Genomic DNA, 24,955 nt, shown 5'->3' on the forward strand with positions numbered 1-24,955 from the left:
CGTGGTCGCCGTCCTCGCGGTAGAGCCGCGTACCGGGATCGAGGTCAGAAAGGTTTGACGCCCTTCGTGTTTCGTCGCCCGAGATTGGTGAATGCCGTGTTCGCCGCACCGGCCGCGGCGCGGGCGGCGCGCACGCTGCGCAGTCGGAACATCTGCCGCACCCCGATCAGGGCGGCGAGCGCCGCTGGGATCAGCATCAGGGTCGAGGTGAGTCCCAGCGCGGCCCAGTGTGGCATCCACTGTCCGAGCAACTCGACGACGAAGGCGAAGAAGTAGATGGTGCCGTAGACCGCGGCGAGAAGCGCGAATCCCAGTGTCGCGGCGATGAACGCGGCTCGCGTGAGCTCGGCGCGCACCGCTCGACCGGCCCGACGTGCCCGTGGTGCGAGCCACCTGGTGAACTCGGCGAACAGCTCGCGCGCCGCCCGTTCGAACGGGCCGGGTGGCGTCTGCAGCGCCGTGCCGTAGGTGTGCTGACGGTCGGCCATCGCGGCCCCCTCGATGCGATCGGTAGGCGACGGCGGCCCGCCGCGAGAACTGTCGCAGCCTAGCATGACCGGCTACTCTGTCTCAGACGATATTTGCGCGCGTAGGAAGAGTGTGAAGGTGATGGCACAGGTGCACACGGCCGCGGCGAAGGCGGTCAATCCGCCCCTGATCGCCCGGCGCTGGACAGCCGACGATATCCCCGACCTCAGCGGCAAGACGGCCGTGGTCACCGGCGCGAACAGCGGTCTGGGCCTGCGCACCGCCGAAGCCCTGGCGGCCAAGGGCGCGCACGTTCTCATGGCCTGCCGCAACGAGATCAAGGCCGCTGCCGCCCTGGAGTCTGTCGCCGCCGGAGCCACCGGACCCAAACCCGAAGTCCTGCCGCTGGATCTGGCCGACCTCGGTTCCGTGCGGCGCGCGGCCGACCACCTCGATGTGCGCGGTGTTCCCATCGACCTGCTGGTCAACAATGCCGGCGTGATGGCGCTCCCGCGCAATGCGCGCACCGCCGAGGGCTTCGACGCCCAATTCGGCACCAATCATCTGGGCCACTACGCGCTGACGGGTTTGCTGCTCCCCGCGCTCCTGCGTGCCCCCGCGCCCCGAGTGGTGACGGTGTCGTCCATCGCGGCCTGGGGTGGCGCGATCAACTGGCTCGATCCCCAGTGGCGCGTGGTCTATCTGCGCTGGCTGGCCTACAGCCAATCGAAATTGGCCAACCTCCTCTTCACCGCCGAATTGGACCGGCGAGCCCGCGCCCACGGCACGCCCCTGATCGCCGTAGCCGCCCACCCCGGCCTGTCCGCCACCAACCTCTACGAGTCGACCCCCGAAAGCGGCTGGACCGCACGCATTTCCGCGCTACAGCAGCGCGCGCTGGTCGGGATGGCGCAGTCAGATCGGATGGGCGCACTGCCCCAGCTCTACGCGGCGACGGTCCCCGGCCTGGCCGGGAACTCCTACGTCGGCCCGGCGCTGGAGACTCTTGGCTATCCCCGGCGCACTCTTCGAAACCCGTTGGCCTACAGCCGCACCCAGGCCGGTGCGCTGTGGCGGTTGAGCGAGAAGCTGACCGGCGTCGCTTACGACTGGCCCGCGTAGACGGGGCTCGATGGCGTGTCGCTGGGGGCGCGTCAGGTGCTCGGTCAGCGGTGGGGTGCCCTACCGCGGGCGAGAAGCCAGGAGTGCGGGTACCGGCAGAGCGCCTGGAAGACTCGGCGGCGGCTGGGTGTCCTACTGCAGGAAGACGCTCTGACAACGAAGTACCGGCGGGGCACGGCGGAGACGCGATCGCGGTGGAGTGCCCTACCGCAGGGGAGAATCCTGGAAAGCGGAGTCCCAGTCGGGGAACGTTGGGTGCCTCGATCACGGTTGGGAGCCCTGCCGAGGAAGAGAAGCCCGGACAGCGGAGTACCGGCGGGAAGAGTTGGGTGCATCGGTTGCGGCTGGGAGGGCTACCGCAGGAAAGATGCCTGGATAACGGAGTACCGGCGGGGGCATGTCGGGAGGCTCGGCGGCGGTTGGGTGCCCTACCGCAGGGAAGATGCCTGGACAACGGAGTACCGGCGGAGGCACGTCGGGAAACTCGGCGGCGGTTGGGTGCCCTACCGGAGGAAAGATGCCTGGACAACGGAGTACCAGCGGGGGCACGTTGGGAGGCTCGATGGCGGTTGAGCCCTGCCGGAGGAAAGACGACTAGAAATCGGAGTACCGGCGGGGGCACGTCCGGAGACTCGGTTGCGGTTGGGTGCCCTGCCGGGGAAAGGACGCCTGGATAACGGAGTACCAGCGGGGGCGGGTTGGGTGCCTCGGCGGCGGTTCCAGCCCTTCCGGGCCGATCAACGGGATCGAAGCCCTTGGATGCGTGGCCGGGTTCCGAACCCTGGACCGGGCGCGGCAATCACCGCCAGAGACATCACCCTCATTGTGTTGACGTCGAGTCTTTGTCTGTAGGTCTCGAGAAGGTGCCCACGGCCGGCCGGCCCGGCTGGAAGGGTGAACGGGCTCCTGGCTGGGGAGCCGTAGGTCGGGTACGGCAGGCGAGGTAACCAGCACTGTCGCATATGTTTTGCCTGCTCTCCCGAACCCCGCGGGAAGCCGCACGGCCGGTGTGGGTGTGGGCTACGTCGGCCACGGGCGTGAACACCGGTGCGTGTGGTCGCACCAGCGGTGTGAGTGGGATGGCCGGGCCGGGGGCAAGGTGGGTGGGAGCCCGTTCGGTTCCGAAGGCCATGAGGCGGCGAGCGAAAGTGCTTGGAGCAGTGAGCGGTTCAAGGCAGGGGTGTGGTCGTTGGCGGAGTCGCCGTTCGGGGATGCCCGGTGCTGGGGTCGTGGTGGAGTTCGGGCGGGTTCGACGCCAAGGGGGTGGGTGGGCGTGTCGGCGCACGAAAGCCTCTTCGGCGTCGAAAGCCGAAGAGGCAGAGTGGAAAGCAGTGAGCGGGGAGTCACGACCGGGCGTGATGGTTAGCAGCGCCATCGTGCGGGGATACCCGGAAAGTGGGGGTGGTGGCGGAAGTTCACGCGTGGTCTCCGAGCTCGGTCGATGTGTGGTGGAGGAATCCAGCCGGTTTTGCCCGGATTCTCCGAGTCCTCGCTCATCACAACGGTTTCCCACCCGTTCGGGCCGGTGTTGATCTGGGCGTGGCAACCATCGCACGCCAGGGTCAGGTCCTCGATGTCCGTTTCGCCGCCATCGGCCCATTCTCGGATGTGGTGCACGGCCGAGCGGCTCGCTGGCGCATCGCATCCGGGGCGGGTGCACCCGCGCTCGGTGGCAGTCAACGCGAGCCGTTGTGCCGGGTTGGCGAGACGCTGCCCCCGAGACAGGTGCAGCGGTCGGCCGTTGCGATCGAGCACCACCAGATACGGGGTCGAATTCCTGGCCACCTGGAGCGCTTGGGTAATCGACATCGTCCCACCGGTCGCTGTGGTCGCGACCCCGGCGCGCTTCTCGAGGTCGTCGATGCTCATGGTGATGATGGTGGAGACCGGCAGTCCACGATGCGATCCGAGCTTCGTGGGGCCCATGTCCGGGCGGAAGAACACCATCAGCGCGTCGTGGTTGCGCTGCTCGGCGTTGCGGTGATCGCGCTTGGCTGCCGCGCGCAGCTTCGCGCGGAGAGCGGCGCGGGCACGCTGGGCCGGGGTCAGCGAGGGGTCGTTCGCATCGGCGTCGTCGGCGTTCTCGTCGCCGTCGTCGAGTTCGGTGTCGAGGCCGAGTTCGGCGGTGGTCCAGGGGCTTTCTGGGTCGTCGGGGTTGCACATGCCGGGTCGTCCGAATTTCTCGAACATCGGGATCATGACCGCCCCCAGCTGCGGGGTGAGGAACCCGGAGATCGGGTACATGCCGTCGATGCCCTGATGCCCGATCTTGACGCTCCGGACTCGCTGGCGGTCTCGGTCCTCGGTCAATCGCCCGTCGGGGTCGACGTGGGCGAGGATGTGGACCCCGAGCTTGGTCACACCCTTCGGGTCACCCTCGCGGGCGTATGAGGTGAGGTGTTGTTCGGCATGGTCTTTGACTTCCGGACCGGCGGCGTCGGGGATCCGCGTCAGCGCATCGTTGATGGCCTTCACATGATCGGCGGAGATCTCCCCGGCCCGTTGCGCTGCGGCTACGAGCGGCAATTTCGGCGGCCGGGTACTGGAACCCACGGACACCGTCGACAGCAGATCAGCGTTGCGAACGCGGGCGGCGGCCTCGGCGTAGGACAGGCGCAGGGTCTGCTGCAGGAACAGGATCAAGCTCTTCACACCCGCCCGAGGGCCCAAGTCCCGCGCTCCGCATTCGAGCGCGAACCGCTGCTTGACGGCTTCGAGTTTGCGGAAGCTGGTTTCGAGCTCCTGCATGACTTCGATGACCTCGTCCTTGGCCAACGAGTACATCGGCAATTCGAGCAGGTTCTCCACCGCGGCGCCAAGTGCTTTGGCACTCGTTGCGATGGTGGGTACCTTCCTCGAATCCATGCCTCTATTCTACGCCTTAATAGCAAGCGTGAATAGCCCAATTCTGTTGTGAAACAACAAGATTCGGTCAAATGACGCGTTTCGATCAACGGAAATTCGTGAACATCATTACGCCCGCAACCGGCCACACCCGAAACTCCGCCGTGGAAACCTGGCCCGGCCGAAACCCGCCGCACGTGCGAGAATCTGCGTGCCGTCGGGTCCCGCCCCGCCCGCGCGGTCGCACCTGTCGAGATCACCGTGAGGAGACGTCGTTGAACGTCAAGTACCTGGCCACCCTCCCCGCCGCCGTCATGGCGGTGGCCCCGGTGTTCGTCGTCGCGGGAACGCCTTCCGCGGCAGCGGCGGCGCCCCGCGCCTACGTCTGCACCGCCGAGACCTGGGGTGGCGATCCGCTGCCCGCCGTCACCGTCGAGGCGCGCAAGAACCTGCGCCAGGCCAAGGGGCTGGCGCAGACCGAATGGCGCGGCACCGCCAAGTACGCGACCATCGAATGCAAACCCGCCTGAGTGTTCGGCGCACGGCCTCCGGGGGTTCTCGGCCCCCGGGAGCCGCCCGGGTTCGCTGCTAGCGGTCGAACGCTCCGGCCCGCACCCCGGAAATGAAAGCGTCCCAGGACGTTCCGTCGAAGACGAGCGCCGGGCCGGCGGGGTTCTTCGAATCTCGCACGCCGACCATGCCTTCCGTGAGATGCGCCGCCTCGACGCAGTCCTGCTGCGGTGTGCTGCGGGAGCTCTTGAACCACCGAGCCGCTACCAGCTGCGCGGAATAGTCGATCGAGTATGTGTTGGACGGTTCGACGTTCACTGCTCTAGATCCTTTGCGATACGACTGATCAGCGCTCGGCTTTCCTCGCTGCTGACCGATGCCTCGGCGATGCCCTCGAATGCACGGTAGTACTTCTGGACTTCCTCGTCTCGTCCCAAGTAGAGGCTTCCCGTGAAGTGCTGCAGGTACACCGTCGGCGGCTCATCCGGAATCCATTGCTTGTCGCTCTTCGGCGATTCCAGGACGACGAACGGCCCTGTCGCCAAACCGATGTGCGGAGTGCCCTCGGGGATGATCCGAATCGAAACGGTGGGTATTTCGACCAGCGTCAGAAGCCGCTCCAGTTGGTCGCGCATCACGGTCGCACCGCCGATGGTCTGTCGCAGGACGCGTTCTGCCAGTACCGCAACAACTTCGAGCCGGGCCTGGCTGGTCTCTTCGAGCCGCCCCTGTCTCATCGTGGCCACGGCGATACTCGACGTAACGGAGTCTTCCGGGGCGTTGGGATCGATCACGTACGCCATCGCGCGTCGATACTCGGCGGTTTGCAGCATTCCCGGCAGCAACGTGTCCTGATAGCTGATCATCCGTTGTGCCGAGTTCTCGCGGGCTACGAATTGCGAGAAGCCCGGAGTCATCGCGTTGTCGAACTTCTGCCACCAACCGGACTCGCTCGCCCTGCCCAGTAGATCCAATATCGTTTCCTGCTCGGCGGTGTCGGCGTCGTACAGCCTGCACATCGCCAGGATCGAGACCTTCTTGGGTGGTTGTTCCCACTGTGCTCGCTCGTATCGCCACAGTGTTTGTTGGCTCAGTCCAAGGAGTTTGGCGGCGGCCTCGCGACTCATCGCCGGTCGGATGCGCTCTCGCAGCGCCTCCAGCGTCATCCCCATCAGCCGCGCCGGCAGCGTATGGCTTTTCACAACTGTCTCCCTTTGTGTTGGAACAAAGCTTCCAAGCCGGAAGGAAAGATTGTGTCGTAGTTCACTGGGAAGCTTCCACGAGCATAACTCCGGCGCGCAGACTTGTAGGTACCCGCAGCGGGGCGACCAGCGTCGATCCCGTCGCATTCATCGATCCGCGAGCCGACCGGAGCTGCCGAATGAATACCGCCGCACAGCAACTCGACCATGATCCCGTTCCCGACGATGAGCTGACAGCCGAGCGCGCCCGGCGCGAACTCGCCACCCATCGGGAGTGCCCGACCTCCGTCTGCCGTCGCAAGGCGCAGGCGAAAGCGCTGCTGGCCTTCGACATCGACGCGCAGGCCGCCGTTCCGGAACTCCCGGCGTGGGTGCGCGTCGGCGCCCGTGTCGTCGAACTCTCGCAGACCCGGGGGATCGTCCTGTCCCGCTTGCGGATCACCGCGATCACCGACCGGGCGATCGTTCTCGAAGGCGGGTACCGCTATCCGCTCGAGTCGATGCATACCTGCGCCACCACCGGGCACACTGTGTTCACCCGTCAGAACCCCTATCTCCCCAACTGCCGCCTCCGCCTCGCCGCTCCCGACCACCCCGAAGCGCGGTAATCCCATGAAATCTCCCGAGGGTCAACCTCTTCCGCACTCCGCTCCGCGACTCGGCGACTCCGTCAGTGACGCCATCGCCACCCGTTCCGCCCAGCTCGCCGAGTGCGATTTCCCCACCGACGCCTACCTCGGCGTGATCGAGGCCGCCCAGGCCCGCGCCGCACACCGCACCTGCGATCCCGCCGCGTGCACCACCCTGCTGCGCGCCGATCAGATCCTGCGCGCGGCGACCGAGATGCTCTTTCCTGCCGCGTCGCAATGAATGGCGGCCCAACAGTTTTCGTGATCGACTCTTCGGTTTCCAGTCTCAGCTTTTCGGGGTGCTCCGGCTACGTGACGCTCCGCGTTCCGGCGCGGAGCGCCCGGCACCGCTCCCACGTGCGGTGATGCTCGCTACGCTGGGCGCGTGGAGTGGGACATCGCGGACAGGGCGCTCGTGTCGTGGCTCGGCACGCCCGACACGGATATCGGATGGTGCGGGTACGAAATCCCGTCACACCCCGACGCCGTGTGGGTGCTGAACGCGATGTACGAACACGACTCGGCGCCTTCGGAACTCACCTACGACGAAGCGCGCAAGCGGCGGCTGGCCACCAGCCTGGAGCAGCCGGTCACGTTCCCGGGGCTGGCCACACTCGATGCGAATTCCGTGGAGACGGGCGGGTCGCTGGGCCGCTCGCGCCACCCGGGGCCGGGGTGGCGGCGGCTGCGCTGGGCCGAACTGGCCGAGCGCTTGGGGGAGGAGCCCGTCGCCGAGGGCATCCTGCCGTGTTTCCGCTGCATGCCCGGTGCGACGGTGAACGGCAGCTGGCCGGTCAGCATCCGCCCGCCCGCCGAGGGCTCGCTCGACCGCGAGTCGTGGGAAGCCCTGCTCGAGGTATTGATCGCCTGGTCCCCGCAAGGCGCGGAAACACCCTGCGTGGCCTACTTCGGCCCCGGCGCCAGCGGCGAGTTCGACACCGGCGTAACGCTTTCCGGCCCGCTCGGGTCGGCGACCGCGCTCTACGACCACCCCGCCGGCGCCGGTTCGCCGTCGAATCTGTGGGCCGCGGACCGATCCTGGATCACCTGGTCGGACTGGGACCTCTGGGGTACGAAGGTGGCCGGCCCGCCGGACCTCGTGAACGCCATTCTTGCGAAATCGGAACTCGAAGTCCTGCGCCTGCCCTGGGGCTGACACCCGACAAGGTCTGCGGACGGGCCGGTTCTTCGCTTCCAACGGGCAACCCTGCCGGCGATCGAGGCCCTGCGCCTGCCTTGGGGCGGACACTCGACAGGGTCTGCGGACGGGAATCCGGACGGGCCGGTTCCTCGCTCCCGACGGGCACCTGCCGGCGGCGGCGGGCTTAACCGCGTTGGCGGCGAGCATGATTCAGCAGCGCGGTGCGTGCACCCTGGACGCGACAACCCGTCCGCCGCCGAACCGCCGTACGCCCGGGTCCGCAGCGACAGTCACTCCGGCTCGACGGGCAACCACAGCTCACAGGTCGCGGTGGTGAAATCTGCCGTGCGTTCCAGGATCGCGACGATCGACGGGCCCGGTCGCAGACGCCACGGGTTCGAGGGGAACCAATCGGTCGCGGTCGCGGCCCAGGTGTCCTGGAGGGTTTTCGGGTGGGGACCGGACGTGTGGAACACCGCCCAGGTGCCGGCCGGGACATCGATGGCGTCGAGGTCGGCGGGGACGGGGGTTTCCAGCTGCACGGCGACGCCGTGCAGGTAGGTCAGTTCGGTGCCCTCGACGCCGTCGGGATCCACGCCGTCCGAAACCTGCAGCAGGCCGGCGGGATCGGTGTCGCTCAGGTCCTTCAGCCGGACATGCTCCTGCGGCGGCAGCGCGGCGATGTGCTGCTGGATGTGCGGATTGACGCCGCGATGGATCAGTGGAACCCGGGCGGCGTGCCCGACGAGCCGGAACGCGGGGCGGTCGATGATGCGGGTGTCCATGGGGGTGCTCCCTTCTACGGTCAGGCGGAACCTGAGCTGCGGTTGTGTGCGAAGGGGGCCTCCGTCGCGGCGCACGTCACCGGGGCTCGCGCCGTGGACGGCGCGGAACGCCCGGCCGAACGCCTCGCCCGAGCCGTAACCGTGCCGGACGGCGATGCTCAGCAGATCGTCCTCGCCGCGAACGACTTCGGCGGCGGCGACGGTCATGCGCCGCCTCCGCACGTACTCCGAGAGCGGCATGCCCGCGAGCGACGAGAACATCCGCCGCAGGTGGTACTCGGTCGTGCCGAGCTCCCTGGCGAGCCCGCCGATATCGAGCTCGTCGGTCAGCTGCTCTTCGACGAGGTCGACCAGCCTGTTGAGTGCCGAGATCACGAGGCCTCCTTCCACCATCAACCCTGTCGCACGGCACCCCGGCCGCACCCGATCACAGCGATCCGATCCGATCAGTCGATTCGACCATGCGAGTCGGGATGCCAGGGCGTTCACTTGCCACGTGTGTCCGCGCCTACGGGAGCTTCGATCGGTGGCCGCGCTAGTCGCCCGGCCCGCTGGCCTGCCGATCCGCAGGCCCGCCGACCCCGTGGCCTGCCGACCCGGCTGTTTGTCGGCCTCGGCCGTGCTCCGGCCGGGTTCTGGCCGGTCCCCTTCGGCCGGAACTCCGCAGGCCGAAAGACAGACTCGTGAATAGGATCGACCCGTGACCAAGCTGCGAGACCTGCAACACCGAGTGGTGACGACGGCGCAACGACACATCGGTAACCCGATCATGGGCCGTCTACCGATACAGACCCTCCTGGAAACGACGGGCCGCAAGAGCGGTGAGCCCCGGATCACCCCGATAGGCGGCCGCCGCACCGGCACCACCTTCTGGCTCGTCTCCGAGTTCGGCGAGAAGTCCCAGTACGTCCGAAACATTCTGGCGGACAACCGCGTTCGCCTGCGGATCCGCGGCCGCTGGCACACCGGCACCGCACACCTGGTGCCCGACGACGACGCCCGTGCCCGCCTGCGCGCTCTACCCCGGGCCAACAGCGCGGTCGTACGCGCGGTAGGCACCCAGCTGCTGACCGTTCGCATCGACCTGGACTGACCCGTCGCCGAACCGCCCGCCGGTGGCCTGTTGAAAGCGTTGCGGCCGAACGGCGGTGGGGACTTTCGATGTCCCCGCCGCCCGCTACGCTGCGCGCGTTCGACACATCAGTACTGGGAGGGACGGCTCATGCCGGATCACATGTGGACAGCCATCGACTGGGAGGTCCAGTTCATCGAGTTCGAGGACGGCTGCGGGGCCGTCCGTATCGGCGACTCGCACCGATACGTCGATTTCGACGGTGACCACAAGGGCGTCGAGGCCACCGTGGTGGTGCCCGACGACCCCGATCAGGCGGCGCGAGTGCTGGCGGTCGTGCGGTCACCCGAGCTCAACGGGGCCGATCCGTCGTGGGGCGATATGTCGGTGTGGCACGAGGGCCGCCGCTCGGGGGAATGGGTTGTGCGCTGGCGCTACTCGTGGCGGTCCTCCCGGGCCGAGGTCGAGAAGGCCGCACAGGCTGTGGTCGCCGTGCTGCGTGACGGGTTCGGGCTGACCCCAGCCCAGGTCCGGTACCGCTCCACGGACGATTCCATTCCCGGACGCGAGGACTTCTACTTTCCCTCGGACCGCCCCACCGATCGAGATCTGGGCGAACAGGCCGCGGACTGGGCCGAATTCACCGAACGCCTGGCCTGGGTGGCGCGCACCCTGCAACAACGTGCCGTGCTGATTCTGCGGGCGGGTGAGGCGATGACCGTGCGATTCCGGAATGAGGGCGGGGTCGACGTCCGGTGCGACGTTACCGACCCGACACTGCTCGGGAACGACTCGGCGGCAGCACATTTGACAGTTCTCGGCTGGACGCCCGACGGCGACGGCGGCTGGACGGGAGGGAGAATCGAGCCGTACGAGAACGACGCGACGGGCTTGGCCGAACTGGCCGTGGCGACACTGCGCACGATCCGCGGGATCGACGATCCCCGGCAGCTCACCTTCGAGTCCTACCGCGACGAACTCGGCCGCGACGACCTCTGGTACATCGATGCCGAACTCGGGATTCCCCGCGAGCCGGGCACCGCGGTGAGCGAAAAGCCTTCGCCGGACGAGGATTCCGTGGACATCGATCGAGCGGCCATCGCGGATGCCGTGAACAGCCTGACCGACGACTGGATCGAAGCCCTCGACGACCCGTCCGCCTCCACGGTGATCTCGGCTCCGGCCCTGTGGCCGCTGCTCGCGCTGCTGCTGAGCGGGGCGGATGAGTTCCACGAGTTCCAGGAACTCGGATACAGCGTCGGCCTCGACGAACACGACGCCCTCGGGCACGCCCGATTCTTCCTCGATCTCGTGCGCAGGTCACCGGCGGTGGATGTGTCGGTCGGCATGTGGCATCGCGATGACATCGGCATCGAATCCGACTGGGCCGAAGGACTTCCCGATGGGGTGACTGTCGAGCCGTTCGAACCCGAGCGGGTGCGGAAGTGGGTGGACGAGCGCACCGGGGGCTTCGGTGACGACTTCCGTCGAGCGCTGAATCCGCACAGCCCCCTGGTCCTGATATCCGCTCTCGCCGTGCGGACGACCTGGGCGGTTCCCTTCGCCGACTTCGAACACACCCCGGCAGCCGGGCCATGGATGGGCCGAAGGCTGGCCGCCGTGCGCAGACTCGGTGTCAACACGAGCCTGGTCTGGTCGACCGAGAACGCCACCTGCGCCCTGGTCACCGGACTGGACGACGTCAACGTCATGCTCGTCGCGGGCGAACCCGGTGCGAGCCCGGCCGCGGTGCTGAACAGCGGAGCCGAGACGCTGTCGGCCGGTCCGTCGATCCTCGACATCGGCTACACCGGCCCGGGTGTCACGGTGGAGGCCGCGGACTCCGACACCGATGTCGTGGAATTCATCGTGCCGCGCTTCACGATTCGCGCGGAGCACGACCTGCTCCGCGGCGGTGAGCTGAGCGACGACTGGTTCGGCGCGTGCGGCGCGTACTACGACGACGGCGACGGTGATCGCGAGACCGACGGCGAGCTCACCGCGGACGACTTCGACGAGTACGGCGAATCGCTGCCCATGATCTCCGAGCAGGAGCTGCTGGTGGGAGAAGCGAGGCAGGTTGTTCCGGCCTCCTTCACCGCGACCGGATTCGGCATGGAAGGCCCGCCCGCGCCGCCGGAGAACATCCCCCCGCCGATCGTCGAGCAGCCCAGGAAGATCACGGTCTGCCTCGATCGGCCGTTCGGCTTCTACATCATTCAGAAGTCGACTTCGCTGGTGCTCGGGGCCGGATGGGTGGCCGAACCCGAATTCCTCTGACCACCAAATGGTTTCGGTGACGGCGGGGGCGCATCGGCGGTTCCGGTGATGACCGCGCTCACGGTCGCGGTCGCCAGTACCCGGGTCATCCTGCACGGCAACCGTTCCCGCGCAGGAATGCGATCGCGCCCCGTCCACCGTTGCTGATTTACTGGCGCGCGTGAGAGTTCGGGACGCGAGCAAGCGATTCTGGTACCTGCGGCGCAGATTCGCGCCGTGGCGGCGGGTGGTGCAGCCGTACAACATCGGGTTCGAGAACACGTATTTCCGTTACGAGGTGCCGGCGGCCGCGCCGACGCCCATCGATGCGGAGCAGGGGCCGCAGCCGTCGCAGAGAACTGTGCGCCGGGAGCGGCGCCGGGCCGAGCGCGAGGCGAAGCTAACCGGGATCAGCGGCTGGGAATGGCTGTGGAAGTTGCCTCTTGTGCTGGTTCTCCTGCTGGTGATGATCGTTCTCGGGCAGGTGCTAGAGGTGCTTCTACTCCTGCTGTGGTTCGTGCTGTTCGCCGTCTCGCTGGTCGAGATGGCGGCCCAGGTGATCGTCGGTGTGCCGTTGCTCGTGGCCCGCGTGCTCGGACTGGCCGCCTCGCGGGTCGACGTCTTCCGGGAACAGGGCAACCACTTGACCTCGCTCACGGTGCTGCGGGTATCGGGTCATCGGCGGGCCGGGAAGCTCCGCAACGCCCTGGTCGAGCACCGCCGCACCGCCGCCACTCCGTTCGACCCAGTCCAGGATCCGCACATCGCCATGCTGCTGCGGCAGTACGACGCCGAGGTCGTGAGCCACGACAGTCGCTACGTCGGTCTCGACGCCGACTGGTACGCGCCGCCGCCGCAGCCGCGGCACAGCCGTGCGTAGACCACGCCGACCGGCGGCCCACGCCGCACCCGGACGCTGTCGGCGCGGATCGGTAGTGTCTGCCCGGTGACCGACGCCAGCGACCTGATCCGGCTGTTCCTGGCCGAACCGGACCAGCCCTTTCCACCGGTCGAGCACGCGGACCCGTCGGGGCTGATCGCGTTCGGCGGGGATCTGTCCGAGCAGCGGCTGCTGGACGCCTACTCCGCGGGCATCTTTCCCTGGTACAACCCCGGCGAGATCATCCACTGGTACTGCCCGGACCCGCGCAGCATCCTGGTGCCGGGCGCGCTGCGGGTGACCAGGTCACATCGGCGGGCGGTCGCCGCCGCCGACTACACCGTCACCATGGACCGGGCCTTCACCGAGGTGATGGTGAATTGCGCCGCGCCGCGCGCCAAGGAGGCGGGCACCTGGATCGGCGCGGACATGCTGGCGGCCTACGTGCGGCTGCACGAACTCGGCCACGCGCACTCGGTCGAGGTGTGGCGCGACGGCGAACTCGTCGGCGGGCTCTACGGGGTCGCGCGCGGGCGTTCCTTCGCCGGCGAGTCCATGTTTTCCCGTGCCCGGGACACCTCGAAGATCGCGCTGTACTGGCTGTGCGCGCAGCTCACCGCATGGGATTTCGCGCTCATCGACTGCCAGGTGACCTCCGAGCATCTCGCCTCGCTCGGTGCGGTCGACCTGCCGCGCGCGGACTTCCTGAGTCTGCACACCGAGGCCGCCGCGCGCACGGGCGTCCCCGGATCCTGGCGGTTCGACATCGCGGTTCCGCACCGTGCCGGAGATCTGCCGGAGTAAGGCACAGCCGTCTCGGCACCCATATCGAAATACCCTGCGCGAGGTAGACATCGGTCTCGATTACGGGAATGATCGCCCGGTCGGTGCAGAACACACTCGGGGGTCGAGTACATGTCGTTGTTGGGAAATCCGCTCTGGCCATGGTGGTTCCGGCCGCCGGAGCCCTGATCGTCTCCGGAACCGGGACGGCGAACGCGGCCGGTGACCTGTACGGCGCCATCGCGATCTATCAGGAGAAGACCGAGGGCACACCGTGGGATCACCACACCGGAGTCGGTGTGGCCGTTGATTTTCCGTCGCAGGACGCCGCCGATGCGGCCGCGTTGGCGGCGTGCACGGTCTCGCGCTGCACGGTTTTCGCGCGGGTGCACAACAGCTGCGCCTCGGTCGTGCAGTTCGAAGCCTGGACCTCGTGGTTGAACGGTGTGGAACCGACCTATCTGACCGGCCGCGGCAACACCGCCGCCGCGGCGGAGGCTGCCGCCCTGGACATGGGGAATCGAACCCTGTCCCCGCCGACGAGCTTCCTTTTCGATCTCGGCCTCGCCCGGCTCGTCAAGCCGCTGTCGGTGCTGGACACCATCTGCACGTCGAACGCGGGCTGACACCGGCCCGCGCACTACCGGAGGCCGGGTCGTTCACCGATCGGCGGGCCCGTCGCCCCGGCGCTCGATCGGCCGGTCCGCGCGAAAGGGCGGGCCGAATCGCACCGGAACGCCCGGGGAGTAGAGGCCACTGACCGGGCCCTCGCCGGCGACGGACACGCCCGCGGCCGCGACGAGATCGTCGGCGCAGTCCAGTAGTTCGGCGCGGTGCAGCGGCCACGCCGGGTGCTCGTTGGGCATGTAGAGGGTGCGACCACCCCGCGCCACGTGCAGCCCCCACCGGGCGGTCAGGAACTGCTCGAGCGGTGTCGGCTCCGCGATCGGCTCGCCGGGGCGCACCCGCACCCGGCTCCCGATGTCCACGCGCCGACGACGGCATCGGTATTCGACAGTGCCGGAAACCTTTTCGATCCGCAGCGCCGACCACAGATACGGCAGCGACACCGCGGCGCGCCCGGCCAGCGCCGGTATCAGCCGGGCGGCGTCCAGCGACAGGAACACCACGCCCCGCCGCCCGCGCTCGTCGACCGAGTACAGCCGCACGTTCGTCTCGCAGAACGAGCCCAGATACGGCAGCCGCAGCGTGCGTTCCATCCGGAACGGCACCAGTCCCACGTAGGCGCGCCCGTCGAACAGATCGGGCCGGGTTCCCGGCGGCAGCAGCGCCGCCACCGCGTCCGGCTCCACCGTCCAGTGCAGGAACGTGACGTCCCGCCACCACTGGGTCATCACCGCCCGCCGCACGGGCCGCGGGGTCCGCTCACTGACCGGCTCGACGACCATGACGCCAGGCTATCGAATCCGGTGACCGCTCCGGCCGACCGAGCGGGACCGGAGCGGCGCCGGTCGGATCACGCGCGGTCGTGCAGGGTGATCCGGTAGCCGTCCGGGTCGGCGAACGTGAAAGTCCGGCCGAAGGGGCCGTCGATCGGCGCGGCCACGATCGGGTGGCCGTCGGCGGCGAGCGCGTCGTGTATGGCTTGGACGTCCGTCGCGTGCAACCAGATCGCGGCGCCGATGCCCGGCTGGGCGACGGCGTCGAGGTCGGTGCCAGGGACCACGTCGCGCAGGGCGAACGCGATCGGCTTCGTCTCGAAGACGACGGCGTGGGGCGGCCCGGCGGGTGAGCGGACCAGGCCCAGGTAGTGCTCGTAGAACGCCTGCGAGGCGGCGAGGTCGCGCGCCTGGAGCGAGACGAAGTCGGGGCCGGTGACGGGCATGACGATCCTCCTTCAATTCGTGTCAGTTAACTGACACGAACCACGGTATGTCAGAATACTGACATGAGTCAAGACGCCGTCGACCTGGAGACTTCGCTCGGTTACCTGCTCAAAGAAGCGTCCAGCGCCCTGCGCACCGCCATGGAGGAAGTCCTGCGCCCACTGGGCATGAGCGTCACGCACTACTCGTGCCTCGAACTCCTGGCGCAGCGCCCGGGCCTGTCGAACTCCGACCTCGCGCGCGGCGCGTTCGTCACCCGCCAGACCATGAACGTCCTGCTGCAGGCCCTCGAACGCGACGGTTACGTCGCCCGGCCCGCCGAGGCCCCGGTCGGCAAGGCGCTGCCCGCCCGCCTCACGCCCAAGGGACGTCGCAGCCTCGAAAAGGCTTCCGCCGCGGTTCGTTCCGTCGAACTCAGGATGCTGTCGGGCATGACGGAACCGGAACGGTCGGCCGCGTTCCACGCGCTGCGCGGCATGATCGACTCCCTGCGCGGCGGGCCCAGGGGCGACTGACCCGGGTCCTCGCGGGCCCCGGGCCACCGGACGCCCACCGACCCGCTCTCCGTGGTCCGTTCCGTGGTCGGCACGGATGCCGGCCGGTGGGGCCCGTCCATATCGTTATGGGCATGGAAAACAACACGCTCACCAGCACCGATATCACCGTTCAGCTCGAGGTCGAGGACCCCGCTGCCGCCGCCGCGATCTACGAAGCCGCCTTCGGGCTGGGTGACGCCATCGGGTTCCGGCCGACGCGAGGCGAGTCGGCGGGATTCCGTGGATTCATGCTCTCCCTCGTGGTGTCGCAGCCGTCCACCGTCGACAGCCTGGTCGGTACCGCGGTCGAGGCCGGGTTCACGATCGTCAAGGCGGCCAAGAAGAGCTTCTGGGGCTACGGCGCGGTGCTGCAGGCGCCGGACGGGTCCGTATGGAAGGTCGACACCTCGAACAAGAAGGACGTCGGCCCGTTCACCCGCAAGATCGACACCGTCGTCCTGCTGCTCGGCGTCTCGGATGTGAAGGCCGCCAAGCAGTTCTACGTCGAGCGCGGGCTGACCGTGGCCAAGAGCTTCGGCGGTAAGTACGCCGAGTTCGAGGGCAAGGGCTCGCCGGTCACCCTGGCGATGTACCCGCTCAAGGCCGCCGCCAAGGACGCCGGCATGGCCCCCGACGGCAGCGGCTCGCACCGCATCGTCGTCAGCAGCGGCATCGGATCCTTCGCCGACGCCGACGGCTTCGTGTGGGAGACGGCGGTCTGACCCGGGAATCAGACCCCGGCCGCGAGGGCCAGGGTCCGGGCGGACTGGTAATGACAGTGGGCGCGTTCGAATTCCGCCGCGAGAGCGGCCAGCGGGGTGGTGTCGCCGTCGAGAAGGGCGGCGGCCCGCTCCACTATCGGACCTGCTATCGGGTTGCCGGACACCGTGGTCCGCGCCGCGGCAACGACGCCGCGCGCATCCGGATGGCCGGACAGCACCGCGGCTTCGGCGCGCAGGGCGACGTACCAGTGCCGCCAGATCCAGATGGCACGCTCGTCGGGCGAATCCTGTTCGATCGCCAATTCTTCCAGCGCCTTTGTCGTTTCGCCGCGATCGAGCAACACGATCGCCTCGAACACCGCGCGGTAGGCGGACTGCTGTTCCCCGGCGCCGCCGAGCGCGTCCACGATCGCGAGCCACTCACCCCGCGCGACATCGTCGCCGCGCAGCCCGTGCGCCATCGCGACCGCCGCGGCCGCCGGAGCCAGACCGGGGGAATGCGGGCGGCCGGACAGCTCCCACGCGTCGAGGAATCCACCACTGCGAGTGAGCACGTCGTCGAGATCGCCCGCCAGCGCCTCCGCCACCAGCAGGGCGGACGTGGCGAAATCGCCGCGCTCGGCCAGCAGCGGCAGGTCGTGCAACTGCTCGGCCACCTGCCGCGCCGCCGCTAGATCGCCCACCCCGACGGCGATCTCGGCCGCCTCGGACAGCGCGTTGACGTGTTCGAGGGAACTGGCCGGCGTGGGCGGCATCGCGGACAGCAGCGCCACGCGCCGCCGGGTGGTCTCCGCGGTGGCGACGATGTCTCCGGCCCAGCACTGCGCCGCGGCCAGGGCATCCAGGGCGGCACTGCGCGCGAGCGGGTCCCGGGTGTTGTCGGCCAGGGTCACCGCGTGTCGCGCGCGCGACAGCGCTTCGGAGGCGGGACCTTCCGACACCCGGGCGGCAGCCGGATCCGAGTCGCCGACCTCGGCGTCGGCATGGGCGAGCACCCCGCATTCGGCCAACGCCACCGCGGCCAGCGCCAACGGATCCGTCCCGGCGAGTGCGCGCGCCTCGTCCAGCAGCGCCGCGGCCTCGCTCACCGCGATCGGGCGCGCGAACGTATCGGCCATGCGGAAGACGGTGATCGCCGCGGTGGCCAGATCCCGCGCCGCGGCGGCCGAATCGGCTGCGCCGCAGGCGATCGCGGCGGCTGCCCGGTACAGGCGATACATGTCCTCGCCGCGCATCCGGCAGCCCGCGACCTCGGCTGCTCGCCGCAGCGTCTCGGCGGCGGCGGCCGGGTCCGCGGTCAGCGCCGCGGCCTGTTCGTAGCGCCGCTGGGATTCCCCGATGAGATTGCGATCGAAAGTCAACCGCGCCAGGGACATCGCGAGGGCGAACGCGTCGTCGCGCCGCTCGGCCTGCGATGCCGCCCAGGCCAGTGCCGCGCGCGTGTCGTCGGCGATCGCGTCGAACGCCGCAGACCGCTCCCGCACCGGGCGCGCGGTGTCGGCGAGCAACTCCGCGGCCGTCGTCGCGCACCAGTGTGCGTGCCGCGCAAGGGTTTCCTCGAGCTCGCCGGCGCTCACCAGCTCCTCGCGCTCGTACTGGCGGATCGTCTCCAGTGCCCGGTACCGGGTCCCGCGCGCGGATCGGACGACCGTCAGCAGACTCTGCTCGGTGAGCCGAGCCAGACCGTCGGCGACCGCGATCGAATCCAGCTCCGCCGTCCCCGCCACCGCCATGGCGTCGACGGCGGTGAACGGGGCGACGAACACCGCGATCCGCCGCAGCACCCGCCGATCCTCCTCGGTCAGCAGCGCCTGGCTCCAGTCCAGCATCGCGCGCACCGACCGATGGCGCTCATCGGCCCGGCGGCCGCCGACCAGCAGCCGCAGCGGGTCCGCGAGACTCGCGCCGAGCCCGTCCAGCCCGAGGGTGGGCAGCCGGGCGGCCGCGAGCTCGATGGCCAGCGCCAGTCCGTCGAGCCGGCCGCAGATCTCGTGCACCCGATCCAGTTGCTCGGCGTCCACCGGCCAGCCCAGCGCGGCGGCCCGGTCCAGGAACAGCGCGACCGCGTCCTCGGCGTCGTCGCCGAGCGAGAGCGGGGGCACCGTGAAGACCTGTTCGAACGGCACCATGAGCCGGGCCCGGCTGGTCGCGAGCACCGTCACGTTCGGGCAGGTCGCGAGCAGGTATTCGATGAACGGCGCCACCCCGTCGCGCAGATGCTCGCAGTTGTCGAGCACCAGCAGCACCCGGCGCTCGCCGAGCGTGGCCGCCACCGATTCCTCGAGGGTGCGACCCTGCTGTTCGCCGATCCCGAGCGCGCGCGCCACCGCGGCCCCGGTCATCGCCGGGTCGGTCACCGGCACCAGGTCCACGAACCATGCGCCGCCGGTGAATTCACCGGACAGGTCGGCGGCGACCGCCAGCGCCAACCGCGTCTTGCCGACGCCCCCGGGCCCGAGCGCGGTCACGTGCCGGTGCGCCCGCACCGCCGCGCGCAGCTCGTCGCGCTCGCGGGCACGGCCGACGAACGAGGTCAGCGGCGCGGGCAGCACGGCGGCCGGCGCCCCCTCCGCCTCGGTCCGGTCGAGCTCGGCGGCCCGCTCGGCCAGCGCCCGCCGGTCCGGCACCCCGACCTTGCGCAGCAGCGAGGACACGTGGGTCTCCACGGTCCGCACGGAGATGAACAGCTGCGCGGCGATCTCGGCGTTGCTCCGGTACCGCCCCACCAGGGCGAGCACTTCGGCCTCACGGTCCGAGATCCCGCCCGCGGGCTTCGACTTCGACACGTCCACATTCTCACGCACCGGCGTGTCGCGGGCGCGGGAACACCCCGGTACGGGGTTCCGCGCACCGACGGTAACTCCGGTCCCAACCGATCACCCACGCCGAACTGCCGCCGGGCCTCGGCCCCCCGAAGTCGCGACGACCCCCGTCGACACGGCCGCCGTCAGCACCGAACTTGAGTTCCTGGTCCTCGACGCCCAGGTCGCAGAACGATCCGGTTGCGCTGCATACGTACGAGTTTCGGCTGTGGTGCGCGAGGATGCTCGTGGCTCGGAGTTCGGGAGGGCTGCGGTGCCGTGGCTGGTCGTCAGCCGTGAGAGTTTCGGCTGTGGTGCACGAGGATGCTCGTGGCTCGGAGTTCGCGAAGGCCGCGGTATCGACCCGGTGTTCCTGCCGCCGTTCACGACCGTGGTCGACGCGGGTCAGGAGCTGATCCGCTCCGGGCAGATGGCCGAGCACGTGGGCTGCCGTGGCTGGGCCATCAGCGCTGGTCGAGGCCTGATCGGCGGCGAGCTGTCGCAGTGCGGTTCCTCGGACGGCGTGGCACGTGCCATGGCATGCGCCGCGCCCGCGATGATCTTGGAGTGGGGAGCGAGAGGCGGGCCGGACGGACCCGTCGTGAGTCAACGGGAGAGCGCACATGAAGTTTCGGTCGCAGGTCGAGCCGCCCGAGCCGATGCGCGGACTGGAGGTGCCGCCCGAGGTGGTCACCGCGCTCGGGGACGGTGCGCGGCCCCCGGTCACGATCACCATCAACGGGCATTCCTGGCGGAGCCGCATCGCCCTGATGCGCGGACGTCATCTGATCGGTCTCAGTAAGGCGAACCGCGCGGCCGCGGGGATCGAGATCGGTGACGAGGTCGAGGTCGAGGTGGAACTGGACACCGAGCCGCGCGAGGTTGTCGAACCCGCGGACTTCGCTCAGGCGCTGGACGCGGACCCCGAAGCGCGCGCCGCCTACGACGCGTTGTCCCACAGTCGCAAGCGCGAACACGTGCTCGCGATCGAGGGCGCCAAGAAGCCCGAGACGCGGCAGCGGCGTATCGAGAAGGCGATCGCGAGCCTGCGGGGCTGAACCGGGGGAGTATCCCCGTCGACGGTTCGCACCTCGAGCCGAGACGGGGCGGGCGGTCGGATGCGCTGTGGCGGACAGGATCTGGCTGACCAACTTTGCCTCGGAATCGGTCAAGACGGTCAAGGCCAACATCGCCATCGCCATCACCGCGCGCTTGGTGCCCGGTGGCTGGATTCTTCGCCGAACGCTGCGCCGAAGGGGCGCAGCGTGATTCGGATGGCGAGGCTGGACGCGGGGCATAACGCTCTACGGCGACCGTGATCTACATCCCGCCGGTCGCCGCAATCCGAGGTGATCAAAGCGGGTACGTGTCCCACGAAGTTGATGACCCAGACGGGCGCACTTCCGGGACAACCTGCGTGGTCATCGAGCGCTCCGGCGAACGCCCCACTGCCGGTGGACATTCGGCAACCGGGCGGTGGCAGCGACCGGTCCTGCGAAACCGGCCGATCTCTGACACACTGGCGAACCGTTTCGTCGGGCGTGGTGAAGGGGTGGGGATGATCGAGATTCCGGAGTGGTCGAAGCAGTCGCCGGCCGGTGTCCGGATCGACTGGGGATTGGCGGGGGCGCGGGCACTCGGGCCGGGGTGTGCCGCGGTCGTCGTCGTGGACGTGTTGTCGTTCACCACCTCGGTGTCGGTCATGGTCGAGGCGGGCACCCGGGTCCTGCCCTACCCGTGGCGCGACGGCAACGCGGCCGAATTCGCCGCCGCGCAGCGGGCCGAGGTGGCCGTCGGGCGCAGCGCCGTCTCCGCGCGGCAGCCGTGGTCGCTGTCGCCCGCCGCACTGCGCCGGGCGCCCGCGCCCGCGCGACTGGTCCTGCCCTCGCCGAACGGATCGGCGATCTGCGCCGCCGTCACCGGGATTCCGGTACTGGCCGCGTCCCTGCGCAACGCCACCGCGGTCGCGGAGTGGATCGCCGGGCAGGGGTGGGGCACCGAATCCCACCCGGTCGCGGTGATCGCCGCCGGGGAACACTGGCCCGGCGCCGACGTCCTGCGGCCCGCGGTCGAGGACTGGCTCGGCGCCGCCGCGGTCATCACCGCTCTCGCACAGCGCGTTTCGGGGCCGCTCTCGCCGGAAGCCGTGCTCGCCCGGGCGGGTTACGAGGGCATCGCCGACGTTCGGGCCCTGGTACGCGACTGCGCGTCCGGGCGCGAGCTCGCGGCGAAGGGCTTCGGTGACGATGTCACCGTCGCGACGGAACTCGAATCGAGCAAGGTGGTTCCGCTGCTGGTCGACGGGGCGTTCGTCGACGCCGCCTGATCGGGTGCTGGGCGCCCGATTGCGGTGGGCGCGTCGTGCAGCGCGAATGTAGTCGGCCCCCAAGTCAATTCCGCGCGCACCGACTCGCTACGGCTAGTACGCGCGGCGGGCGAGCGGGCTCACAAATCAGCGAGTTTCTTTTCCAGCACCGACTTCTCCCGCTCGTTGCCGCACAGCCCGATCGCCTCGATCAGCGCCTCGCGCGCCTCGGCGTTGCGCCCGAGGCGGGTCAGCAGCTCGCCCCGCACCCCGGGCAGCAGATGCGAATTCGCCAGTGCCCCCGCCGCGGTCAGTTCCTCGACGATGGGCAGCGCCGCGGCCGGCCCGCTCGCCATCGACACCGCGACGGCGCGATTCAACTCCACCACGGGGGAGGGCGCGAGCCTGCCCAGCGCCTCGTAGAGCACGACCACCCGCTCCCAGTCCGTCGCCTCGACAGACGGTGCGACAGCGTGACATTCGGCGATCGCGGCCTGCAGGCCGTACGCGCCCAGACCCCGCCCGGCCTCGGCGGCCTTGCCCAGCGCGGCCCGGCCCCGCCCGATGGCGGACCGATCCCAGCGCCGCCGGTCCTGCTGTTCGAGCAACACCGGCGACCCGTCGGGAGCCGTGCGGGCGGGAAAACGCGCGGCGGTGAGCTCGAGCAGCGCGAGCAACCCGTACACCTCGCCCTCGGGCATCAGCCGGGCCAGCACCCGAGCGAGCCGCACCGCCTCCGCGGCCAGGTCGGTGCGGATCAGATCGCCGCCCGTGCTGGCCGAGGACCCCTCGGTGAAGATCAGGTAGATGACGCCGAGCACCGATCCGAGCCGTGCCGGGCGCTCGGCCGCGGGCGGCACCTCGAACGCGACCTCGGCGGCGCCGAGCGTCTTCTTGGCCCGGGTGATCCGGGCCTGGACCGTCGCGGTCGGAACCAGGCACGCCCGCGCGATCTCGTCGCTGGTGAGACCGCCCACCACCCGGAGCGTCAACGCCAGGCGAGCCTCGCGCGAGAGCACCGGGTGGCAGGAGATGAACATCAGGGCGAGGACGTCATCGTCGATCTGATCGGGATCCCACAGCACCTGTGCTTCCGCACCGGCGGGTTCGGCGGGCTCGCCGCCGGTCAGCGCCCCGCCCTCACCGAGGGTGCCCGCCAGGGCGCTGTACCGGTCGTCGAGGGCGGCGCGGCGCCGGAACGCGTCGATCGCGCGGCGCCGCCCGACCGTGAGCAACCACCCGGCCGGCTGCCTGGGCACGCCTTCGCGCGGCCACGTCACCAGCGCTTCGGCCAGCGCCTCCTGCGCGAGATCCTCGGCCATCGCGAAGTCGCCGGTGTAGCGAGCCAGCGCGCCGACGATCCGGGCGGACTCGATGCGCCAGACCGCCGCGACGGCTTCCCGGCCGGTGGGGTGCGTCATCAGAGCTGGCCGGTGGCCTCGCGCCAGGCGCGTTCCTTCTGGATCCACTGGTTGTCCTGCGGGAACTCGTCGATCGAGGTGACCCGGCGGATCTCGGTCTTGACGCCCGGGCCGGTCATCGGCATCCGCTTGGCCCACTCGACGGCCTCTTCCTTCGACGCTACGTTGAGAATGTAGTAGCCGCCGAAGAGCTCCTTGGTCTCGCCGTACGGCCCGTCGGTGACCACCGGGGTTTCCGAGGCGTAGTCCACGACCACGGTCTGGGCGGCGTCCTCGAGGCCCTCGGCCGCGACCAGGATTCCGGCCCGGATGAGCTCGTCGTTGAACTTGCCCATGGTCTCGAGGATCTCGTCGAAGTCGTACTTCTCCATCGCGGCCCAGGCGTCGTCGGTCGCGCGCATGATCAGCATGTACTTCATGGTCTTGTCTCCTGGGGGTAGGTGTTCGTCTTGCTTACATCCCTAGGTCGAACGGGGGGTGTCGGAGATCGACAAGCCGCCGAAACTTTTTTCGGCGAGTTCGCCGCGACGGTTCGCCGACGGCCATTCTGCCCGCTCGGGCGGGCCGGCGGAGTCGATCCCGCCCGCGAGTCAGCGTCGGTGCGCGAGCACGTTGATCACGGTGCCGCCGGGGTCCTCGACGAAGAACCGCCGCACGCCCCAGGGCTCGTCGGTGAGCGGGTAGACGATCTTCGCGCCGCACCGCACGGCCTCGGCGTGCGCGGCGTCCACGCGGTCGGGGTCGCCGAGATCGATGCCGAATCGCGGGGTGGGCGTCTCGGTTCCGGGGGCCAGCACGATGAGCTGGGCCGCCGGATTCCCGGGCGCGCGCAGGCCGAGCACGGGTGTCTCCATGGCGACTTCGAGCCCGAAGACGCCGGAGTAGAAGCGGGCGAAGACTTCCGGGTCGTCGCCGTCGATGTAGGGGTGGATGCGTTCGATCATGTGCTGATCCTGCCGGTCGGCCGGGCGGGATCGCTTGTACGAATCGGAACGGAACGGCGCCGATCGGGTTCGCGTGAACTGCGGTTTCCCCGAAAGTTGGGATTGGTAGGCGAAGTTCGCCGCGTGTACTAAACGCATGACATCTTCTCAGTACCCCGCGAACTCCACCGGCCTCGACAAGAAGACGAGCGCGATCCTGTCCTACGCGCTCGGCTGGGTCACCGGAGTGATCTTCCTCTTCGTGGGCAAGAACGACCCGGACGTGAAGTTCCATGCCTCGCAGTCGATCGTCTTCTTCGGCGCGGTCTCGGTCCTCAACATCGTCCTGAGCATCGTGGGCTCCCTGCTCGGCGCCCTCGGCATCATCTTCAGCCTCGCCGGCCTGGCCCTGATGGTCCTGAGCCTGGCGGTCTGGATCATGGCGATGCTGCAGGCCAACCGGGTCGGCGGCGTCCGCGCCGAGCTGCCCCTGGTCGGCAAGTTCATCGCCCCCTACGCCGACCAGCTGGCCAACTCGGTCAAGTAGTCAGCATCCCCTGCCACCCAGCACAATCCGTCCCCGATATCCGCCCTCGGCGGCTCATATACCGAAGACGAACGGCCCGAGATGCTCTCGGGCCGTTCGTCTGCGGTCGGTCGGGTGTCGCCGCGACGTCGGCGGGGGGGAGGCGGGGCGGCCCGCGG

General features: G+C 69.3%; 27 protein-coding genes. 16 read left to right on the forward strand and 11 right to left on the reverse strand.

Going from position 1 to position 24,955, the window contains the following annotated elements:
- Positions 1-44: 44 nt before the first annotated feature.
- The gene (locus tag ACWIGI_RS21175; RefSeq protein WP_454204126.1) at positions 45-488 is read right to left on the reverse strand and encodes a phage holin family protein; all 444 of its coding nucleotides are present in this window, start codon (positions 486-488) and stop codon (positions 45-47) included.
- Positions 489-609: 121 nt separating this feature from the next.
- On the opposite strand from ACWIGI_RS21175, the gene ACWIGI_RS21180 reads away from it, so the two are divergent.
- Positions 610-1,590, forward strand: a complete 981-nt coding sequence (locus ACWIGI_RS21180) for an oxidoreductase (RefSeq protein WP_454204127.1) — start codon at positions 610-612, stop codon at positions 1,588-1,590.
- 1,362 nt (positions 1,591-2,952) lie between these two features.
- On the opposite strand, the gene ACWIGI_RS21185 is transcribed toward ACWIGI_RS21180, so the two are convergent.
- Entirely contained in the window at positions 2,953-4,455 is a 1,503-nt protein-coding gene (locus ACWIGI_RS21185; protein ID WP_454204128.1) for a DUF222 domain-containing protein, read from the reverse strand.
- A 254-nt stretch (positions 4,456-4,709) separates the two neighbouring features.
- On the opposite strand from ACWIGI_RS21185, the gene ACWIGI_RS21190 reads away from it, so the two are divergent.
- Positions 4,710-4,964 (forward strand): hypothetical protein, encoded by a 255-nt coding sequence (locus tag ACWIGI_RS21190; RefSeq protein WP_454204129.1) that lies wholly within the window; start codon positions 4,710-4,712, stop codon positions 4,962-4,964.
- 58 nt (positions 4,965-5,022) lie between these two features.
- Here the strand turns inward: ACWIGI_RS21190 and ACWIGI_RS21195 are convergent, their stop codons facing one another.
- On the reverse strand, positions 5,023-5,262 hold the full coding sequence (locus ACWIGI_RS21195) for a DUF397 domain-containing protein (protein ID WP_454204130.1): 240 nt from the start codon (positions 5,260-5,262) through the stop codon (positions 5,023-5,025).
- Entirely contained in the window at positions 5,259-6,146 is an 888-nt protein-coding gene (locus ACWIGI_RS21200) for a helix-turn-helix domain-containing protein (RefSeq protein WP_454204131.1), read from the reverse strand. Before ACWIGI_RS21200 ends, ACWIGI_RS21195 begins: the two co-directional genes overlap by 4 nt.
- 179 nt (positions 6,147-6,325) lie before the next feature.
- On the opposite strand from ACWIGI_RS21200, the gene ACWIGI_RS21205 reads away from it, so the two are divergent.
- The 3 genes from ACWIGI_RS21205 to ACWIGI_RS21215 all read left to right on the forward strand — a co-directional run bounded on the left by ACWIGI_RS21205 (position 6,326) and on the right by ACWIGI_RS21215 (position 7,931).
- The gene (locus tag ACWIGI_RS21205) at positions 6,326-6,754 is read left to right on the forward strand and encodes a hypothetical protein (RefSeq protein WP_454204132.1); all 429 of its coding nucleotides are present in this window, start codon (positions 6,326-6,328) and stop codon (positions 6,752-6,754) included.
- 4 nt (positions 6,755-6,758) lie between these two features.
- Positions 6,759-7,016, forward strand: coding sequence for a hypothetical protein (locus ACWIGI_RS21210; RefSeq protein WP_454204133.1), 258 nt, complete (start codon positions 6,759-6,761; stop codon positions 7,014-7,016).
- 144 nt (positions 7,017-7,160) lie between these two features.
- Positions 7,161-7,931, forward strand: coding sequence for a hypothetical protein (locus ACWIGI_RS21215; protein ID WP_454204134.1), 771 nt, complete (start codon positions 7,161-7,163; stop codon positions 7,929-7,931).
- Between the two features lie 275 nt (positions 7,932-8,206).
- Here the strand turns inward: ACWIGI_RS21215 and ACWIGI_RS21220 are convergent, their stop codons facing one another.
- Positions 8,207-9,076, reverse strand: coding sequence for an AraC family transcriptional regulator (locus ACWIGI_RS21220; RefSeq protein WP_454204135.1), 870 nt, complete (start codon positions 9,074-9,076; stop codon positions 8,207-8,209).
- 334 nt (positions 9,077-9,410) lie between these two features.
- Between ACWIGI_RS21220 and ACWIGI_RS21225 the strand changes: the two genes are divergently transcribed.
- The 5 genes from ACWIGI_RS21225 to ACWIGI_RS21245 all read left to right on the forward strand — a co-directional run bounded on the left by ACWIGI_RS21225 (position 9,411) and on the right by ACWIGI_RS21245 (position 14,321).
- A complete protein-coding gene (locus tag ACWIGI_RS21225) occupies positions 9,411-9,794 on the forward strand; it encodes a nitroreductase/quinone reductase family protein (RefSeq protein WP_454204168.1) in 384 nt (127 codons plus the stop codon).
- Positions 9,795-9,923: 129 nt separating this feature from the next.
- Entirely contained in the window at positions 9,924-12,053 is a 2,130-nt protein-coding gene (locus ACWIGI_RS21230) for a TY-Chap domain-containing protein (RefSeq protein WP_454204136.1), read from the forward strand.
- Positions 12,054-12,213: 160 nt separating this feature from the next.
- The gene (locus tag ACWIGI_RS21235) at positions 12,214-12,912 is read left to right on the forward strand and encodes a hypothetical protein (protein WP_454204137.1); all 699 of its coding nucleotides are present in this window, start codon (positions 12,214-12,216) and stop codon (positions 12,910-12,912) included.
- Positions 12,913-12,978: 66 nt separating this feature from the next.
- Positions 12,979-13,716, forward strand: a complete 738-nt coding sequence (gene aat, locus ACWIGI_RS21240; RefSeq protein ID WP_454204138.1) for a leucyl/phenylalanyl-tRNA--protein transferase — start codon at positions 12,979-12,981, stop codon at positions 13,714-13,716.
- A 140-nt stretch (positions 13,717-13,856) separates the two neighbouring features.
- On the forward strand, positions 13,857-14,321 hold the full coding sequence (locus tag ACWIGI_RS21245) for a DUF4189 domain-containing protein (RefSeq protein WP_454204139.1): 465 nt from the start codon (positions 13,857-13,859) through the stop codon (positions 14,319-14,321).
- Positions 14,322-14,354: 33 nt separating this feature from the next.
- On the opposite strand, the gene ACWIGI_RS21250 is transcribed toward ACWIGI_RS21245, so the two are convergent.
- Both ACWIGI_RS21250 and ACWIGI_RS21255 read right to left on the reverse strand, forming a co-directional pair.
- Positions 14,355-15,104, reverse strand: coding sequence for a YqjF family protein (locus ACWIGI_RS21250; RefSeq protein ID WP_454204140.1), 750 nt, complete (start codon positions 15,102-15,104; stop codon positions 14,355-14,357).
- A 68-nt stretch (positions 15,105-15,172) separates the two neighbouring features.
- On the reverse strand, positions 15,173-15,541 hold the full coding sequence (locus ACWIGI_RS21255) for a VOC family protein (RefSeq protein WP_454204141.1): 369 nt from the start codon (positions 15,539-15,541) through the stop codon (positions 15,173-15,175).
- 63 nt (positions 15,542-15,604) lie between these two features.
- Between ACWIGI_RS21255 and ACWIGI_RS21260 the strand changes: the two genes are divergently transcribed.
- On the forward strand, positions 15,605-16,057 hold the full coding sequence (locus ACWIGI_RS21260) for a MarR family winged helix-turn-helix transcriptional regulator (RefSeq protein WP_454204142.1): 453 nt from the start codon (positions 15,605-15,607) through the stop codon (positions 16,055-16,057).
- A 113-nt stretch (positions 16,058-16,170) separates the two neighbouring features.
- Positions 16,171-16,800 carry a glyoxalase gene (locus tag ACWIGI_RS21265; RefSeq protein WP_454204143.1) on the forward strand — a complete coding sequence of 210 codons (630 nt, stop codon included), beginning with the start codon at positions 16,171-16,173 and terminating at the stop codon, positions 16,798-16,800.
- A gap of 8 nt (positions 16,801-16,808) precedes the next feature.
- Here the strand turns inward: ACWIGI_RS21265 and ACWIGI_RS21270 are convergent, their stop codons facing one another.
- On the reverse strand, positions 16,809-19,586 hold the full coding sequence (locus ACWIGI_RS21270; RefSeq protein ID WP_454204144.1) for an ATP-binding protein: 2,778 nt from the start codon (positions 19,584-19,586) through the stop codon (positions 16,809-16,811).
- A gap of 638 nt (positions 19,587-20,224) precedes the next feature.
- Between ACWIGI_RS21270 and ACWIGI_RS21275 the strand changes: the two genes are divergently transcribed.
- The 3 genes from ACWIGI_RS21275 (at position 20,225) to ACWIGI_RS21285 (ending at position 21,927) form a co-directional block, all read left to right on the forward strand.
- A complete protein-coding gene (locus ACWIGI_RS21275) occupies positions 20,225-20,659 on the forward strand; it encodes a YdeI/OmpD-associated family protein (RefSeq protein ID WP_454204145.1) in 435 nt (144 codons plus the stop codon).
- 67 nt (positions 20,660-20,726) lie between these two features.
- The gene (locus ACWIGI_RS21280) at positions 20,727-20,870 is read left to right on the forward strand and encodes a hypothetical protein (protein ID WP_454204146.1); all 144 of its coding nucleotides are present in this window, start codon (positions 20,727-20,729) and stop codon (positions 20,868-20,870) included.
- A 289-nt stretch (positions 20,871-21,159) separates the two neighbouring features.
- Positions 21,160-21,927, forward strand: a complete 768-nt coding sequence (locus ACWIGI_RS21285; protein WP_454204147.1) for a 2-phosphosulfolactate phosphatase — start codon at positions 21,160-21,162, stop codon at positions 21,925-21,927.
- A gap of 119 nt (positions 21,928-22,046) precedes the next feature.
- On the opposite strand, the gene ACWIGI_RS21290 is transcribed toward ACWIGI_RS21285, so the two are convergent.
- The 3 genes from ACWIGI_RS21290 to ACWIGI_RS21300 form a co-directional block, all read right to left on the reverse strand.
- On the reverse strand, positions 22,047-23,327 hold the full coding sequence (locus ACWIGI_RS21290) for an RNA polymerase sigma factor (protein WP_454204148.1): 1,281 nt from the start codon (positions 23,325-23,327) through the stop codon (positions 22,047-22,049).
- Positions 23,327-23,746, reverse strand: a complete 420-nt coding sequence (locus ACWIGI_RS21295; protein ID WP_454204149.1) for a YciI family protein — start codon at positions 23,744-23,746, stop codon at positions 23,327-23,329. Before ACWIGI_RS21295 ends, ACWIGI_RS21290 begins: the two co-directional genes overlap by 1 nt.
- Before the next feature lie 171 nt (positions 23,747-23,917).
- Positions 23,918-24,271 (reverse strand): VOC family protein, encoded by a 354-nt coding sequence (locus ACWIGI_RS21300; RefSeq protein WP_454204150.1) that lies wholly within the window; start codon positions 24,269-24,271, stop codon positions 23,918-23,920.
- A 136-nt stretch (positions 24,272-24,407) separates the two neighbouring features.
- On the opposite strand from ACWIGI_RS21300, the gene ACWIGI_RS21305 reads away from it, so the two are divergent.
- The gene (locus ACWIGI_RS21305) at positions 24,408-24,797 is read left to right on the forward strand and encodes a DUF4870 domain-containing protein (RefSeq protein WP_454204151.1); all 390 of its coding nucleotides are present in this window, start codon (positions 24,408-24,410) and stop codon (positions 24,795-24,797) included.
- Positions 24,798-24,955: the final 158 nt, after the last annotated feature.

Source organism: Nocardia sp. NPDC055321 (genome assembly GCF_053645575.1).